Source organism: Sorangium sp. So ce1335 (genome assembly GCF_051521615.1).
In the GTDB taxonomy this organism is placed as follows: domain Bacteria; phylum Myxococcota_A; class Polyangia; order Polyangiales; family Polyangiaceae; genus Sorangium.
Genome location: NZ_CP150363.1, coordinates 6,924,595 through 6,941,477 on the forward strand (window position 1 = coordinate 6,924,595; position 16,883 = coordinate 6,941,477).

The 16,883-nt window shown below is 68.4% G+C and carries 11 protein-coding genes; 2 read left to right on the plus strand and 9 right to left on the minus strand.

Annotated features, from left to right (window positions below; translation table 11 throughout):
* Positions 1-6 precede the first annotated feature (6 nt).
* Positions 7-1,845 (minus strand): serine/threonine-protein kinase, encoded by a 1,839-nt coding sequence (locus WMF24_RS25670; RefSeq protein WP_437730015.1) that lies wholly within the window; start codon positions 1,843-1,845, stop codon positions 7-9.
* A gap of 263 nt (positions 1,846-2,108) precedes the next feature.
* Here WMF24_RS25670 and WMF24_RS25675 point away from each other — a divergent pair, with 263 nt between their 5' ends.
* Positions 2,109-2,915, plus strand: coding sequence for a hypothetical protein (locus WMF24_RS25675; RefSeq protein ID WP_437730016.1), 807 nt, complete (start codon positions 2,109-2,111; stop codon positions 2,913-2,915).
* A 142-nt stretch (positions 2,916-3,057) separates the two neighbouring features.
* Positions 3,058-6,564 (plus strand): protein kinase domain-containing protein, encoded by a 3,507-nt coding sequence (locus WMF24_RS25680; RefSeq protein ID WP_437730017.1) that lies wholly within the window; start codon positions 3,058-3,060, stop codon positions 6,562-6,564.
* A gap of 250 nt (positions 6,565-6,814) precedes the next feature.
* Here WMF24_RS25680 and WMF24_RS25685 read toward each other — a convergent pair whose 3' ends face one another.
* From WMF24_RS25685 to WMF24_RS25720, 8 genes are all read right to left on the minus strand, one after another.
* On the minus strand, positions 6,815-7,687 hold the full coding sequence (locus tag WMF24_RS25685) for a hypothetical protein (RefSeq protein ID WP_437730018.1): 873 nt from the start codon (positions 7,685-7,687) through the stop codon (positions 6,815-6,817).
* Between the two features lie 38 nt (positions 7,688-7,725).
* Positions 7,726-8,532 carry an IS21-like element helper ATPase IstB gene (gene istB / locus WMF24_RS25690; protein WP_437730019.1) on the minus strand — a complete coding sequence of 269 codons (807 nt, stop codon included), beginning with the start codon at positions 8,530-8,532 and terminating at the stop codon, positions 7,726-7,728.
* Positions 8,519-10,018, minus strand: a complete 1,500-nt coding sequence (gene istA / locus WMF24_RS25695; protein ID WP_437730020.1) for an IS21 family transposase — start codon at positions 10,016-10,018, stop codon at positions 8,519-8,521. The genes istB and istA overlap by 14 nt, the downstream gene beginning before the upstream one ends.
* The gene (locus WMF24_RS25700; RefSeq protein ID WP_437730021.1) at positions 10,015-10,386 is read right to left on the minus strand and encodes a hypothetical protein; all 372 of its coding nucleotides are present in this window, start codon (positions 10,384-10,386) and stop codon (positions 10,015-10,017) included. The genes istA and WMF24_RS25700 overlap by 4 nt, the downstream gene beginning before the upstream one ends.
* A 579-nt stretch (positions 10,387-10,965) precedes the next feature.
* Positions 10,966-13,176, minus strand: a complete 2,211-nt coding sequence (locus tag WMF24_RS25705; RefSeq protein WP_437730022.1) for an AAA family ATPase — start codon at positions 13,174-13,176, stop codon at positions 10,966-10,968.
* Positions 13,173-13,784 carry an ABC-three component system middle component 1 gene (locus tag WMF24_RS25710; RefSeq protein ID WP_437730023.1) on the minus strand — a complete coding sequence of 204 codons (612 nt, stop codon included), beginning with the start codon at positions 13,782-13,784 and terminating at the stop codon, positions 13,173-13,175. The genes WMF24_RS25705 and WMF24_RS25710 overlap by 4 nt, the downstream gene beginning before the upstream one ends.
* Positions 13,785-13,796: 12 nt before the next feature.
* Positions 13,797-15,797, minus strand: a complete 2,001-nt coding sequence (locus WMF24_RS25715) for an ABC-three component system protein (RefSeq protein WP_437730024.1) — start codon at positions 15,795-15,797, stop codon at positions 13,797-13,799.
* A gap of 347 nt (positions 15,798-16,144) precedes the next feature.
* Positions 16,145-16,870, minus strand: a complete 726-nt coding sequence (locus WMF24_RS25720; RefSeq protein ID WP_437730025.1) for an ExeA family protein — start codon at positions 16,868-16,870, stop codon at positions 16,145-16,147.
* Positions 16,871-16,883 lie beyond the last annotated feature (13 nt).

Here is a 16,883-nt window from a genome sequence, read left to right on the forward strand (position 1 = left end):
GGCCGGTCACTTGCAAGCGACCATGACCTCGGCGCTGTAACCGCTCAGCGAGCTGCCGTGTCCCGCGCGGACCCGGTACTTCACCCGGACCCCCGCCGGGACCGACCCCACGACGTGGCGGTACGTCGTCCTGTCCATCACCGTCGCGATCGGCCTGTACGCGCTCGGCTCCGGGTCGACCGGCGTGCCGCGGTAGAGCTGGCCGACGGCCGCCTCGATGACGTAGCTCGTGCCCGGCGCGTCGCCGCTCGCCCATTCCAGCACGTTGGTGCGGCCGGGCTGCACCAGCACGAGCAGGCGCCTCGGCGGCTCGAGCGCCGGCCACGAGCGCGGCGACGCGGGCGGCGGCGCCGAGCTCGCCGGCGGGCGGCCGCTCGCCGCGACGGCGGGGTCGCTCGCGCGCCGCGGCAGCGCGGACGGGCGGAGCCCCATCTGCCGGAGGATCGCGCCGGTGATGTCGTCGTGCTCCAGGAGGTCCTCGACGATGGGCCGCAGGGCGCCGAGCACCTCGCCGACGATCCGCTCCCTCGCCGCGACGACCGCGGCGCCGAGCGCGCCCTGGCTCGCGTCGCAGCGCCGCTCGGCCTCGGCGACCGCGGCCTCGGCGCGCGCGACCCGCTGCGCTGCCTCGGCGACGGACGACGCGGCGTCGTCCACGCCGCGGTCGGCGCGCTCCAGGCTCGCGCGCGCCGTGGAGACCGCGGCGAGGCTCGCCTCGTCCAGGCCGAGCCGGGCGCCGTGGGCGCGGGCGAAGGCGTCGAAGCCCTGGAGCCACGGCAGGAACGCGGCGCTCCCCTGCCCCGCCAGCGCCGCGCTCCACGCGTCCGCGGGGAGCCTCGTCGGCTCGGGGACGGCGCTGGAGGGAGGAGGGGCGCTCGGGCGCGAGCTCACCGCCGGATAGCTGGGCCGCCCCCGGAGGATGCGGCGCAGCGACACCGCCGCGTGCGGCGAGGCGAACGGCGCGAGCGCCTCGGCGAGCTCGGCCACCGTCTGCACGCGGGTGTTCACGTCCTTGTCGAGGCAGCGCTGGATCACGTCGTCGAGCGCGGGCGGCACGTCCGGCAAGAAGGCGTGGATCGGCCTCGGCGTGTCGGTCGCGACGCTCATGCAGATCGACGGCAGGCTGTGGCCCCGGAACGGCCGCCGCGCGGAGACGAGCTGGTACAGGATCACGCCGAGCGCCCAGATGTCGCTGCGGGCGTCGGCGTGCTTGAGGCTGCGGATCTGCTCGGGCGACATGTAGTGCGGCGAGCCGACGATGACGCTCGTCAGGGTGAGGCTCGACTCCACGCCGCCGCCGGCGTCGGGCGCGACGAGCTTGGAGAGGCCGAAGTCGAGCACCTTCACGAACGGAGCGCCGTCCGCGTACGTCGTGCGGAAGAGGTTCGTGAGCTTGAGATCCCGGTGGATGATCCCGAGCGAGTGCGCCTCGGCGATGGCCTCGCCCGCCTGGAGGATCATGTCCACGGCCTCGTCGACCGGGAGCGGGGCGCCGCGCGACTTGAGCAGCTGCGACAGGTCGAGCCCGGTGAGCAGCTCCATCACGATGTACGGCGAGCCGCCGTCGAGCTCCCCCATGTCGAGGACGCGGGTGACGTGCTCGCTCCGGATCGCCATGGCCGATCGCGCCTCGCGCAGGAAGCGCGCGCTCGCGTCCGGGAACACCTGTTGCGCCGTCGGCGACAGGAACTTCACGGCGACGCGCTGGCCGAGCGCGATGTGGAGGGCAGAGACGACGACGCCCATCCCGCCGGCGCCGAGGACGCCCTCGACACGATACTTCCCGGCGATGACGTCACCTTGCTTCGGCAGGCCTTCTGGGATCGCAGGCAGTGGGAGAGACATGACAGGACCGCTGGAGCTCACACGGAGCCTCGCCGGGGGCCATCGTTATGCGGACCGCTGTTTCCCCCTGGTTTCGCGCGCGATTCATTCGTGTCGAGCCTCCTTGTTTCTCCTCGCTCGCGCCCCCGCGCGTTCCCTTCCGCGACCGGGGGTGGCATCCTGCGCGGCCATGATGGAACGAGGGAGCACCCGAGATGGCCTCGGCCGCGCGCGGCGCGGGAGCGCCCCCGCGGCGCGACAGGCGCGCGGCGCTGGAGGCCGGGATGATTGACCCGCTCCCGGGCGACATTCACGAGCTCGCGCGCTGGCTCGATAACTTCGAGGCGGTGGCGCAGGCCCATCGCGGCCGCTTCGGCCTCGACGGCGAGACGCTGGATCGGCTCGGGTGCGCGAGGCGGCTGCTCGGCCAGCGCTCCGAGGATCTGCGCCAGGCCGAGGACGCCGTCGCCGAGGCGAGGGGCGCCGCGGAGCGGGCGATGGCGGAGCTCGTCGAGGCGGAGCGGGGCCGCGCCGAGGCGAAGCGCGGGCTGCTCGCGGCCGAGGGCGCCAGGGATCTGGCGCTCGCGGCGGCGGCGAGGGCCGCGCGCCCCGTCGCCGAGCTCGCGCAGCGCCGGCGGCGCTCGAGCGCTTCCTTGAAGGCGCAGGGCGAGCCCGCGCAGGGCGCGCGCGAGAGCCACGGCAGCACCCCCGCGCCGGCCACGCCGAGCACCCCCGCGCCGGCCACGCCGAGCAGCGGCCGCATCTCGTCCTCGTCGATCCGGCTCGCGGCGCCGGCGGATCTCCAGGTCGCGGCGCGGCCGAACCGCGTCAACCACCTGAGCTGGCGCGGCACCGGCGAGCCGGGCGCGCGCTACCTGATCGAGGCCGCCGTCGGCAAGCTCTACCGCGGCTCGCCGCTCGCGCCGGACAGCGCGGCCTACCGGCTCGTCGCCGTCGTGCACGACGAGACCTCGTACCAGCACGCCGTCGGGCAGGTCGCGCCGGGCGTCCACGTGCGGTACCGCCTCCGCGTCGCGCGCGAGGGCCTGGTCAGCGACCACGGCGCCGAGGTCACTGTCGCCTGCAGGTGAGCTCGCGGTCGCTCACGTGCCCGGCCCCTCGATGCGCGCAGCGCGCGTGAGCTGGGCCACGCTGTCCGCGGACATCGACGCCATCTTCTGAAGGAGCTTTGCGCGGACCGAGCTATCCTGGCCTCCCCCCAGGAGACGTGGTGTGAAGGCCAACAGCGACGTGGACGCCGGCGGATCCGGCGTACCGGGCGGAGAGGAAGGCCGGGCGCTGGAGCGCGCTGACACCTCCAGCCTGCGTGCGTCGGGGGCGGTCAGCGCCGTGGGGCGCGACGCCGCGGCGGCCCCTCGCACGACGACGTCTCTCGTGACGGACGCGCTGGACGGCGCGGAGGGCGACGCGACCGAGCGGCGCCGGCGCGCCTTCGACCAGCCGACGGCGGAGGACGCCGACCTCGCGGCCATGGTGGGGCGGCGGATCGGCGCGTACGAGATCACCGGCCTGCTCGCGCGGGGCGGCATGGGGATCGTCTTCTCCGGGCGCGACACGCGCCTCCAGCGGCCTGTCGCGATCAAGGCGCTCCCGCGGGCGGTCACGGACGACCCCGGGCAGCGCGCGCGGCTGCGGCGCGAGGCGAAGCTCCTCGCCTCGATCTCGCACCCCAACATCGCCACCGTCTACGGCCTGGAGCAGGACGACGCCGACTACCTCGTCATGGAGCTCGTCGTCGGCTCCACGCTGTCGGAGCGGCTCTCCCGCGGGCCGCTCCCGGTGATGGAGGCGCTGCCGCTCGCGCTGCAGATCGGCCGGGGTGTGGAGGCGGCGCACGAGGCGGCGCTCATCCACCGGGATCTGAAGCCGAGCAACGTCCTGCTCACGCGCGACGGCAAGGCCAAGCTCGTCGACTTCGGCATCGCGCGCGCCGTGAAGCCGGACGCCGACGACGCGCCCCCGCTGTCGGCCGCGACGCTCACGTTGCCGTTCATCATCCTTGGCACGCCGGGCTACATGAGCCCCGAGCAGATCCGGGGCCGCGGCGTCGATCGGCGCGCGGACATCTTCGCGTTCGGGGTGCTCCTCTACGAGTGCCTGACCGGCGAGGTCGCCTTTCCTGGCGAGACCGTGGCGGATCGGCTCGCCACGACGCTCGAGCGCGAGCCCGACATGGCCCTCGTGTCGCCCGAGGTCCCCCCGCGCGTCGTCGACCTGCTGCGGCGCTGCCTCGCGAAGGATCCGGCCCGACGGCTGCCGGACATCGGCCTTGCCTGCCAGGAGATCGAGGAGGCGCTCCTCGAGCTGCGTCAGACCCGGGCCACGCTGCCGTCGTCGCCGGCGCACGCCGCGCGCGCCGGCAACGCCGCTGCGGCCGCCGCGCCGGCCGGCGGCGCCGCGGCGCTCGTTCCAGGGCCCGCGTCCGGCGCTGCGGCCCCCGCGCCGGCCGGCGGCGCCGCGGCGGCCGTTCCAGGGCCCGCGTCCGGCGCTGCGGCCCCCGCGCCGGCCGGCGGCGCCGCGGCGGCCGTTCCGGCGCCCGTCGCCGGCTCCGCTGCGGCGCCCCCGCCCGCCGCCGCCGTCGCGCCCGCCGGCTCCCTCGCTGCGGCCCGCGCCCCTGCCGGCCGCCCTTCCGCGCCCGCGCCTGCCGGTCCTGCCGGCCGTCCTTCGGCCGCGGCGCCTCTGCCCGCCGGCCGCCCCTCCTCCGCCGCTGCCGCCTCCTCCGTCGCTGCCCCCTCCTCCGTCCCTCCCCCGTCCGCCGGCCGTCCTTCGGCCACGCCGCCCTTGTCCGCCGGCCGCCCCTCCGCGGCGCCTCTGCCCGCCGGCCGCCCGTCCTCCGTCCCTCCTCCGCCGGGCAGCCGCGCCGCTCTCGCGCCTGCCGGCCGTCCCTCTGGCGCCCTCGCTCCTTCCGGCCGTTCCTCGGCCGTTCCGCCCGAGCCCGCCCCCGCGCGCGCCGCGCGCGCTGCTGGCCGCAGGCGCCTCGCGCTCGCCGCGGCCGGCGCTGCCCTCGTCGGCGCCGCGACTTCGGCGGGGCTCCTGCGCGCGCTCGAAACCCCCGCGCCCGGGCCGCCCGCGCGGCAGTTCGATCTCCTGTATCCCGCCCCCCAGGCGCCGCTGACCCGGCTGCGCCTCGCGGTTTCCGACGACGGCAGCCGCGTCGTCTTCGGCGCGGCCGGCGCGGATGGCGTCTTCGGGCTCTGGTACCGGAGCCTCGCGGAAGGGAGCGCGGCGCTGCTCCCGGGCACCGAGGAGGGCTGGGACCCGACCCTCTCGCCCGACGGCGAATGGGTCGCCTTCTACCGTGGCGGCGAGCTCTGGAAGCGCCGGGTCCTCGGCGGCAACAGCGAGCGGCTCTCCAGCGCTGCGTGGTCGGCGGGCGCCGCGTGGGGGACGGACGGGTTCGTGTCGTTCTTTCCGGAGTGGGGTCGCGGCCTGGCGCGCATCCCTGCGCAGGGCGGCGACTTCCGGTTCGTCTCCGAGGTTCGCCCGGATCTCGGCGATTACGCGCAGGTGCTCCCGTGCGTGCTCCCTGACAACCGGGCGGTCCTGTTCACCTCCTGGGGTGGCAAGAAGGACACCCGCATCGAGGTGCTCGACCTCTCGACCGGCGCGCGCGCCACGGTGGTCCAGAGCGGCTCCACGCCGCGCTTCGCCCGCACCCCGCGCGGCGATCATCTCCTCTGGGAGCGCAAGGGGACGATCTACGCGGCCCGCTTCGACGTGGGCGCCTTGCGCCTCGCCGGTCCCGAGCACGCCATCGTGGACGGCGTGCTCACGGACGGCACCGATTACGCCTCGTTCTTCGATGTCTCCGACGAGGGCACGCTCGTCTGGGTGCCCGGCGCCGTCTTCCACGAGGAGAGCCAGCTCGCGTGGCTCGGCGACGACGGAAAGACGTCTCCGTTCATCGACGATCCGCTCCCCTTCGCCGAGCCGCGCTTCTCGGCCGACGGCAAGAAGCTCTCGGTGGTGCTCAAGGAGGACACGTACACGGCGTACGTGCGCGAGGAGGCCCGGGGCATCTTCGATCGTGTCGTGTTCGACAACGAGGTCGAGTCGGCCGCGATCTCGCCGGACGGCACCTGGCTCGCCTTCAGCGGCATGCGCGGGGGTCGATTCGGCGCGTGGGTCAAGTCGCTCGCCACGGGCGAGGAGCGCCGGCTCGCCGACGGCCTCATCAACTTCGCCCTTGCGGTCGACTGGTCTCCTGACGGCCGGCACATCGCCCTGTCGATGTCGCCCGACGGCCGTTCGCCCCGCGACATCCGGGTCTTCTCCCTGGACGACGCCCGCCCGCGGGATCTCATCGTCGGCCCATCGGACGACCGGTACCCTCGTTTCTCTCGCGACGGCCGCTGGCTCGCGTACACCTCCGACGAGGCCGGCGTGCGGCAGGTCTATGTCGTGTCCTTTCCCGACGGCAAGGTGAAGCGTCAGATCTCGCCGCGCGAGGGCACCGAGCCCGCGTGGTCCCCTGACGGCGCGCGGGTCTACTACCGTGCCGACGGCAAGCTCCACGCCGCCCCCGTCTCTCCTCTCGACGCCCGTCCCGTCGGCCCGCCCCTCGTGATCTACGACAAGCCCTTTGGCCAGGCCGATCCCGACCTTCAGAGTTACACCGTGGCCCCGGACGGCCGCATCTTGCTCGTGGCGCCTGCCCTGCCGCGCACGCAGGTGACGCACCTGCGCGTGATGCTCTCCTGGCACCAGCGCCTCCCCTGAACCCCGCGTCCAGGCCAGCCTTGCTCCACCGCAGGGCTCCGCTGGTCCCCGTCCCCCCGTCTATCAATTCCACGGGGATGACTGCAACATCTAGCTAGCGATGCTACCGTACATTGAGCACGACAAATCGGGATCGCCAACGGCCCGCTGTCCATGAACCACCTTGCAGGGCATCAACCGCGCTGCATGGCGCCCGGCGACCGCCATTCAGCAACCTGAGCGCGCGTATACCTTCGAGAGCAGGGAGACCTCAGCCGGACTTAGCAACAACGCCGTCCTGCCCAGGGAGTAACGTATATACGTTGGTCGGCAGCCCGTCATTCTGGAGCTTACGCTCGAAGAACCGCGCCTGCCCTGCGTCGTGGGTAGCAAAAACAATTTGAAAGCCGTGGTCGCAAACGAAGTCACGAAGCACATCGAACACAGCCGACGCATGGATAATGTCATGATGCTGGGTTGGATCATCAAGCAGCAGCGCGCGCCAGCCGCACCATTGATGATTGAGTGCGAGAGCAAGCAGGAGCGATAGCTGAATCTCTGTACGCTGAGCCTCGCTCGCGATCAATCTAACGGGAACTTCGGCACCATGAAGCGGCACCTGGGCCTCGGCGTGCTGTTTGCCATAAAACTGCCTAAAAGAGACCTTCGCCATACTGAACCGCTGATCTCGCACCATTCTACGGAGGAGCGCCTGCTGCACGGGTATAACCGGTCGAATCACGCTAGTGCGAAATGACTCCAGTCGACCCCGCAGCGACGAATCGAGATCTTCCAGCGCCATTGCAATACTTTCCGCATCTCTCGCATTCTGTTCCGCGCGCTTTTGCTCCTGTAGTAGCCGTTCGCCACAGGCTTGCTCGTCCTCACCATTCGTGCACAGCTCAGCGACGCGAGCTTCGCGATCCTTGAGCCGCTCCGCAGACACCCAGCGCGCAATCTGAAAACTCGCCGCGTCGAGGCGCTTGCGTGCATCAGCGGCTTGCGCGGCGGCGCGCTCGATATCAAGCCGCGCCAGTTTCTGTAGATGGCCTCGAAAATCCGCAGGAATCTGACCGCGACAATCCGCGGAAACGTGACCCTCGCGTCCGCAGAGAAATGACCGCGGCGCCCGCGGGAATCTCACCCTGGGCGCCGCGGAAATCTGACCCGATCTCGCCCGGGTCAGCGCCGCTTCGTTGCCGCGGGCGCAGGCGGCTCTGCGGCCTCCGCCCTCGGCCTGGAGCGCGCCTCGCTCATGGCCAGCGACTCCTTCTGCCGCCACGAGTCGGCATCGATGTCGAGGATGTGGCAGTGCTGGACGAAGCGGTCGATCAGCGCCGAGACGCACGCCGCGCCTGGAAACACCGTGCTCCACTGCTTGAATGGCAAGTTCGTCGTCAGCACGAGCGAGCGGCTCTCGTGCCTGCGGCTGATGATGTTGTAGAGCAGGTCGGCGGACTGACGGCTGCACGGCAGGTAGCCGATCTCGTCCAGGATCAGCAGCGACGGGGCCGTGTATTTCCGCAGCCGCCGCTCCAGGGCCGGCAGCGACTCCTGCTTGAGCAGATCGGCGAGCGCGGCCGACAGCGTCGTGAAGCGCACGGTGTAGCCGCGCTGGAGCGCGAGCATGCCGAGGTTCTGGGCGAGCATGGTCTTGCCGACGCCGCTCGGACCTCGGAGCAGGACGTTGTGCCCCTTGGCGATGAAGTCGAGGGTCATCAGCTCCTCGACGAGCTCACGCTGGATCGTGCGCGGGTGGTTCCAGTCGAAGCGTTCAAGGGGCTTGAAGGCGCCGAGGGTCGCCGCCTTGGCGCGCGCGGCGAGGTTGCGCTCCGCGCGCTCGCGGCGGGCGATGGCGGCGAGCTCCTCGAAGGTCTGCACCGGCGACAGGCGCGCCGTGGTGGCGTGCGCGATGAGCGCGAGCAGCGCCTCGCGCGACACGCGTACGCCGAGAGAGCGAATCAGCTCGGCGACGTCATCGTTGGGCATCGTAGGACTCCAGGTCGTGGGGGATCACGTCGCGATCGGGGACGTGGGCTCCGAGATCGATGTCGATGGGGACGGGGCCGTCGGCGGCGCGGCGGCGCTCCTCGCAGAGCACGGCGAGGGCGCCGGGATCGTGGGTGCCGCGGGCGATGGCCTCGCGCGCCGCAGCGCCCAGGATCTCGACGCCGTACAGGTCGAGAAGGCGCAGGGCCTTGGCGGTCATGAAGCCGACGTTGCGACCGGCCTCGACCCAGCGCGCTTGCAGGATCTCGAAGCCGGGGATCGCGGCGCCGAGCCGATCTCGCCCCTTGGCCTCGCGCGCGGCGCGCTTGTGGTCGAGCAGCTCGGCACGATGCTCGGGCGCCTCGATGATCTGGCGTCGTCCCCAGCAGCGCGCGTGCCGCGCTACCTCGGTGCTGCCGTCCGAGAGCCGCACGGTCCTGTCACTGGCGACGAGCGTCAGCGTCTTGCCGTGGTGGATCGACGGCGCCGAATAGCGGTTTCCGTCGAAGTGCACGAAGGCGGTCTTGTCGACGGACACGGGCTCGACGAGGTCGGTCTCCGGCAGCGGGTCGGGCAGCGCGAGCAGCCGCGTCCTTTCCTCCGCGAGCACCTGGTCGACGCGCCGCTCAGGCCACCGCGGGTGCGGGCGCACGTTGGCGATCTCGTCGAGGAAGGCGAGCAGCTCGGCGTTGCCCTGATCGAGGTCACGAATCGTCCGCGCGGCGAAGAAGCGGTCGCGCAGGAAGCGGATCGCTCGCTCAACCTTGCCCTTGTGCTGCGGCTTGCGCACGGCGCAGAGCCGCGGCGCGACGCAGAGCTGCCCGGCGAGCGAGAGCAGGTCCGGGTGGAAGCGCACCGCGTCGCCGTGGCGCTCGATGACAACGGTCTTGGGGTTGTCGAAGAGCCACTGTCTGGTCGCGCCGCCGAAGTAGCAGCACGCGCGCACGAGCGAGCGGCGGAGCGAGCTCGCGGACAGATCGAGCACGAGCTCGCCCCAGATCGCGCGCGAGTACGACAGGACCATGACGAAGGCCCAGAGCTGACGCGTGCCTCCCGCGACGCACAGCTTGCCGATATAGGCCCAGTCGATCTGGGCCTGCTCGGCGATGAGCGGCTCGACGCGGAGGAAGGCCTCGCTCTGAGGCGCCGGGCGCACGAGCCGGACATGCCGTCGCACCGTGCGGATGCTGCCCTCGTAGCCGCGCTCCACCAGCATGTCGTACAGGCGCGTGGCGCGGAGCCGGGGATACTGCGTCAGCGTCTCGATGACGAAGGCCTCGTAGCCGCGCAGCGGCAAAGGCACCTCGCTCATCGCGGCCTCCGCGTCGCGAACGATGGGCAGCGAGCGCGCCCCCTTGCCGAGGCCGAGCACGCGCTCGACGGTGTCGTGGTGCAGACCGAGCTGCGTCGCGATGGTGCCGACCTTCCAGTGCTCGGCGAAGTGCAGGCGGCGGATCTCCGCCTCCTTGGCCTGGTCGATCGTCATCGACCGAGGCTCCTGCGAAGGCGATGCTCGCCACGGAAGTTACCGATCCCCGGCAGCCGTTGACCACGGCGGGGCGGGGCGTCCATGAACAGAGGCTCGACAACGTAGTGAAGCGTCGCGCGCGCGACGCCGAGGCCGTCGCACAAACCCAGGGCGAACAAGACGTCCTCGGACTCCGCAGAAACGACAGCGCGGACCCTCTGATCGTGCCAGAGCGCCATCGACTCGCACAGCATGGGTCCGGCGAACCGATGCGCCGGCGTGGCCACCGACCGCAGCCGGGCCTTCATCACCTCGTCGGGCCCCTGCGTCAGCAACACCCGCGTCTCCCGCGGCGTCGCGGAGATCGTCATCACCAGCTCGTCCATCCCTCGACTCCTGCGGGCCGGCGACGGCCACGTCGTCCCTCGACGTCGGCGCGCCGGCCCGCGGGCACACGCTGGCGGACGGGGGCAAGTTATCGGAACCCGTATCCATCACGCGCCGGCCTTGTCGGGCGCGGTAGGCACGCTGGTGATCGCGGTGATCGAGGCGCCCCTCGGGGGAGCGCTGGTGCCGCAGCCGCGCCGCGCGCTGGGCCCGCTGGCGAGCCGCGTCGCGGCAACCGCTGCCGCAGTACATCTGCCCTCGATCACACCGCCCGCAGACGAAGAAGATGGCGGCGCAGAGCCCACAACGGGCGAGCCGGAAGCTGCCTTGCACGAGTCCCCGGACGAGCGCGCCGAGAAGTTGCCCTCGGCGGCTGGGTCGTGCGAGACAGGCCGAACATCGGTCTGTCGCCGATCCCCGGAAGGCCCTGGTCGCTACCCAGGGCCTTCGTCTTTTCGGCGCGCTGCTTGGGCGCGATCTCTACCGCCGCCCCTCGCGCTGGCGAACTTCCCGGCCGCCGGCGCTCGCCCCAGGCGTAACGACGCGAGGGTCACAAATCTGCGGATCGGGGTGGCCGTCTACACCAGTTTCAGGCCTTCTGCCGAGGGTACCCCCTCCAGATGATTAGCTCTCCATATCGAGACCGCCTCACGGAGTTGACTCGCAAGGACAGCCGCGGTCGCGTTGCGATCTGCAAGCTCTTGCTCTGCGCGTGCGAGTCCCGCCGACGCGTCGGCGAGTAGCCCCTCCCGGTTGGCTTTCTCAGCGCGAGCCGTAGCGACCGCCAGATCGGCAGCGGCGACATTGCGAGCCGACTCGTTCTCATCGAGAAGAGCAGCCACACTCGGATCGATGACGAGTGCGCCGACTCGCTCGAGTGCCTGATCGAGTTGCGCTTTGCTATCGGCCAGCGCGAACGCGGCCTTCACAACCAGCTCACGTGCCAGATCCCGCTCTTCAGTGAGAGCCATCCAGCTCGCTCGCACGTCGCTTTCGTCGGGTGCGCTACTGCGCTCCTCTTCGAGTGTTCTGGCATCATTATTGAGCTTTGCTGCGCGACGCTCGAGGGCTTGCTGTGCGAGATCACGCTCGAGATGGACCAGCAGCGGATGCTCCCGTGCCGCATTGATCACTGCGGACAACTCATCGTCCATCCTGAGCAGATCCTTCAGGGTCGCCAACGCAGCGGCTTGGCCTTGCTCGGAGTCGTGAAACGCGTCACTGGCTGCCTTCTGGTGCTCCTCCGCGTCGCTCAGACGTGCTTGCACCCCTGCGATTGCGGGACTCAACACCATGAGTGCCTCTTGCACCCTGCGATGCAGCTCTGTCGCTCCGTGAGGCCATAGACACACAGGACATGTTCCCTCACTCGGAGAAAGGTGAGAAGCCACAGCGGCAACGGCGGTCCGCAGAGCATCGGCCGAGGCTTTGATCTGTGTCAGCTCCTCTTGTAACCGCTCAACGAGCGCCGTCCGACCCTGGTATGAGGCGGCTCGCTCTGCGACGAGCAACGTTGCGGAATCCAGCGATTGACGTGCCTGGACAATGCGCACACCCAGGTCCTGGCGTTCGATCTCCGACGCCGTCCACTGCGCCAAGGACTTCCTGGCGTCGTCGAGCTCGATTTTCGAACGTTTGAGCTCAACTTCACGCCCATGCATCTGCCTCAGCCGTGACAGCGTGCGCTCCGTCTCGGCCAGGCGGTCTTCAGTGGCACTGAGCTTATCTTCGGCAGCAAGCACGTTTGCAGCTGCCTCTCCGTGCGCGCGTTCGAGCGCAAGCGCATCATGGCGCGTTCGCGCGATGGTCGCCTCTAACTGACATTGCGCGAGGCTTTCACTGGCACCACGAAGCGCCTCATCGGCATCCTCACGCGCCGCCAACCATTTGTTCCGCTTCGTTCGCAAGGCGTCGACGGCCGACCGCGCCTCGAACTCTTCCTGAGCAAGCGCGTTGTAGCGCTCAACCCACGTATCCAGAGCAGCGAGAGATACCTTCTTCTGCTCGAGCTCAAACATAAGCACAGCCAGGCGCTCTGAGAGCGCGCGAGCGGCCGTCTGGAGCGCAGGTGGACTGGCATCCGTCCCAATGAGGGCTCGGTCGCCCGAGAGCTGCGCCGCCAATGTCACGAGTTCGCGCCGGAGCACCCCCGGCGCGGTGAGAGGAGCATCTGATTCAATCTCCTGACGTGCGGCGTTGCGCTCTTCTACCCGCCGTCGCCAGTCATCGATTCGGATCTTGGCGCCTTCCGCAACCGCGCGGGCTTCTTTAGCGCCTGTCGTGAGCGCACGCTTGGTACTCGACATCGCAGCCGATGCGGCGAGAGTATCCCGCACTGCGGGCAGCGTCGCAAGAGATTCTCCTCCTTCTTCCGGATCAGATCCGATAAACCAACACCGCTCGCTCTGGTCCATGAGATGGGTGAGCCGCAGAAGCGTAGCCAGATCATTGCTTGCATGAGCACCGAGGACCGCCACCGGGTCACCATCGACATGGAGAGGTACGCTCGCATTTCGCCTGTCAATGGAAACCAGAATACGCGATTCCCCGTAGAACGCTCTTACCTCTGCCTGCGGATTGCCATCGCGGACCAGCGCAGCTACGCCGGCGTTGCCCAAGCGCCGGACTGCACCGGTTAAGGCTAGCTCGATCGCCTCGAAGATGGAGGTCTTCCCGGTACCGTTTGGCGCCACGAGAATGGCCACGCCTGGCTCAGCGGGAAACTCCAGCACCGTCTTCGGCCCGAATCGGCGGAAGTTCGACAACTCCAGTCGGGTCAAAAACGTCACGTCGACTCCCTCCCCCTCAACCAATCGCTTCGGAGCTGCTCGGCGAGGTCTTTGCCGCCGGGCATGGTCGCGAGTGCCACGCGCCAGGTTTGCGCGTTCGAAGAATTCAATCGACCTTTGTGCACAACGTCGGCGAGGGCGGCAGTGAGCGGATCCACGAGCGTTCCGTCGACGCCCGCAGACGCGGTCTTCTGAGCAAGGAACGATCGATCCATAAAGTCATCCAGGGAAACCTGCTCTCGTTCTCGAATAACCAACTTTCTGCAGAAATGTTCGTTAGATTCGATCGTCTCGGATTCTAGTCCTTTCAGGCCTGGCCCTGACATCCACAAGTAGAGATCGCTCGCCTCAGGCTCGCGTAGTTCCTGGCGCACCTCGGCCGCCCACCTCAGGGCGTCCTGGTAATTGTCGCGGGTCGCGAGTATGGTGAGCAGGACCGTGCGCCAGCCCGCCCCTTGACGGCCGGTGCGGCGAAGACGGAGAACCCGTCGCTCAGCGAGTGCGGGCGGACTCAAGCCGACGAGAAGAACGGGAAAGTGTCCACTTTTGTCGACGACAAACCTGCCACTGACTCGATCTTCGACGGCGCGAACAATTTTGTCAATCATGCGCCGCCTCCCTCATACTTGTTTCAAATAGAGCCCGACGCGCGTCGGAGTACCTCTTGAGCCGTTTTTCGACACTGCGACGGAATTCGTTAACATTGCTTTTTGCGTACTTACAAAAAAACCAGTGAACACGGATTCAGGGAACTTGCGGTGCCCTATGCGCATCGACGAGGCGTCGTCGTCCATGAGACTCTCTGGTAGCAGTTCCTCGGGGGGACTGTCGGTACCGGGGAGCAGTACGATGGATGCGGTTTCTTGACACAAGAGCGCCTGCGCCTGGTGGAATACATCCTTGGGGCTACTGGATGAATCATCAAGATCCGAGCACCGATGCAGGGCGATGGTATGCGTACGCTTGCCCATTATCTTGTTCCAGGTTCCGTGTTCAGGGTCGAGAATTGCGACCAGAGCCAGGTTGAGCAGGATGCCACTCGCCATGAGCTCAATGGTGCGCGGTCCTACCCGTATGGCAGCGAGCGCAGATCTTCCGCGCTCCGCATCCGCTTGCAGGAGGTTGCGCATCAGCTCGGCATGCTCACGGACGTCCTTCCGCCACCGCGCCCAAACCGTGGCCATGGCAATCGTCAAATCTTTTGCTCCATAATCCTGAACCTTGCAATTCACAAGCTTGACCAACTCAGTCCATGTATGCATGTCCATGTGGTCTGCAAGTGCCCGTGCCTCTTTTTCGCTGGCAACGTCACCTTCGGGCAGCAAATAGCAATCCACCGGGATCGGCACGTCGCTGTAAGTTCGCCAATTCAAGCCGATCTGATCGTGGTCCTTGGTCCCCAGTGTGCCACCCACCCAAGTCGCGACCACATACCTCCATTGTACGCAATCGGAAATTCGCACTTCTGCCTGAGCAATCTCTGCATGCGTTGCGAGTCGGATGAGCGATCGCCGTAGCGAACAGTTAGGATCAGGCGAAGCGGCGATGCAAAGCTCCGGAGGCGCATTGCTACCGGGCGTCCAGAGGAACCGCACGGCATCCGCGGAAGTGGAAGAGGACCGATGGCGAAGTTCAATCGTACCTGCGGCCCTCCACCTAGGCTCCATTGGGTCATGATGATAGAGGATCCAACGCCGGTAGGTCTCGTGGAGGTACTCCGAAACCCTGGGAAGAAGAAATCCTGGCGTCGTCTCCTGCACCTCATCCGCATTCTCTTTAAGGAAGTGAAAGATCGCACGACGTGCCTCGGTGGGCTTAGCGAACAGGGGCTGCAACAGATTTTCCGCCTCGCTTTCGAGATCCGCCGTGACGCCTATGGTGTAAATCCTGACATGCTGAAGCGCGCGGAGGATATGTTCGTTATCGACAAATCCGCACCAGCTCATGAGCCAGGTACGACTGTTGGAAGCTTGCTCGTCACCTGGTTGTCCTAACCGGTCCGCGACCTGGCCCAACTTGCGGCAGCGCTCAACGAATTCTCGTAGATGTGCCAGTGTGAAGCCTTTCTTCACCTGTAGGTTCTCCGCTGGAACCGCGAGCGCGAAGTGGCGACGATAGTTATCTATTGTACCGTCCCATTGCACATCGCGGGATACCTTCGCGAGCTCCTGGAACATCTGGTCCATTGGGCTTACGTCGACACTCACTGACGCGGCATATGATCTCTTTTCGGCACCTTCGGTGAGCTTGGGAAGAGGCGCACGCCGTACCGGGCCCGTTGACCCGTGCGTGGCTACTGTGCTGTTGAGCGCACGACTGTGGTCATTCGTGGGCGAGCCGCGCAAGCGCTGCGTTGGATTTTCATGCGGTGCAGCCTGTGGTCGCCTCACGGGCTTGGTATCAAAGTCTGTATTTTGGAACTTCACCTGATAGTGAACGCGCGTCCTGTCATATTCTTCGACAACGACGTCGTCCCATCCCTTAACGGCGAAGTGTTCGCTGGCGATGAGGCGCGGACCTGGCCACCTGTTCAGCCAGGCCACGAGCATCTCAGCAGCACGCTTGGTTGCGAATGCGTACGCGTATTCGTCACTCCACTTGAGACGAAGATTCTTTATCATGATGCTATCGGGCAGCCGCTTTCGTGTGCTCGGGGCTAGGAAACCGTAGAACTTTCGCCGATGTCAAGGCGCGCGTGGCGCACGACGGGCGAGCCCTTGGGCGCACGGTTGGTTGTTGCCGAGCCGGCTGGCTGATGGCACTGCGCCCCGCCTGAATGATGGCCATCTTGCCGCAGCTCGGTAGGTCTCCCCAGCCGCCGATGCCCATCGCGGGCGTGTCGCGCCGGCGCTGTACGGCGATGGGCATCGTGCCGGCCACGGTCCCTCGCGGCGAGGCGATGGCCATCCTGGATCAGACGCGCCTCGGCCCGCGAGGCCGACGAGCCTCGCGGGCTGTGCGCCGCCGTTCAGCCGAGAGACGAGGCGAGCGTGAGCGTCTCGGCGACGCGGGCCACCGCTTCGCGGTCGACCAGCTTGCGCTTGCGGCGCGCCGATTCCCGCATCGCCGCCGAGGCGAGGCGGTCGATCTCGCGCAGCGAGCCCGACGCGAGCTCATGCAGCGCGGCGAGCGACTCGCGCGAGAAGAGTTCGTGTTCCACACCGGCGCCCTTCAGCCGGAAGGCCACGTACTCCGCCGTGTCCTCCACCGTGGCCGGCTCGATCATGAAGCGGTGGTGGATGCGCGTGAGGAGCGAGCGATGGGAGCGCAGCGCCATGCGGCCCTCGAGCTCCGGGAGGCCAACAAGGACGATCGACAGAAGAGCACGGCTGTCCCACTCGTGATTCAAGAGGATATGCAAGTGCGCCATCATGTCCGGGTGCAGCAGATGGGCCTCGTCGAGCAGAAACACCGGGTGGATCTGATCTCTGCGCAACTCGTGGACATGCCGCTCGACGGCGAGGAACAGGTTCGCGGCGCTCGAGGTCGGCTGCAGGCCGAGCGCGTGGCAGAGATAGCGGTAGAAGTCGCGTCGGCCGAGCGTCGCATTGTGGCAGTAGGTCAGGCGGAATCCGGCCTGGGGTAGCCGATGCCGCAAGGCCCGTAGCACACACGTCTTGCCGACGCCCGGCTCACCGACGAGGAGCACACTGGCACGCTCGAGGAGCGCGGCTTCGAGATCGTCGACGAGCACCTGCTTGGACGTG

Coding starts and splice junctions, on each gene's coding strand:
- WMF24_RS25670 (WP_437730015.1), bottom strand. CDS start 1,845: ATGTCTCTCCCACTGCCTGCGATCCCAGAAGGCCTGCCGAAGCAAGGT.
- WMF24_RS25675 (WP_437730016.1), top strand. CDS start 2,109: ATGATTGACCCGCTCCCGGGCGACATTCACGAGCTCGCGCGCTGGCTC.
- istB (WP_437730019.1), bottom strand. CDS start 8,532: ATGCCCAACGATGACGTCGCCGAGCTGATTCGCTCTCTCGGCGTACGC.
- istA (WP_437730020.1), bottom strand. CDS start 10,018: ATGACGATCGACCAGGCCAAGGAGGCGGAGATCCGCCGCCTGCACTTC.
- WMF24_RS25700 (WP_437730021.1), bottom strand. CDS start 10,386: ATGGACGAGCTGGTGATGACGATCTCCGCGACGCCGCGGGAGACGCGG.
- WMF24_RS25710 (WP_437730023.1), bottom strand. CDS start 13,784: ATGATTGACAAAATTGTTCGCGCCGTCGAAGATCGAGTCAGTGGCAGG.
- WMF24_RS25715 (WP_437730024.1), bottom strand. CDS start 15,797: ATGATAAAGAATCTTCGTCTCAAGTGGAGTGACGAATACGCGTACGCA.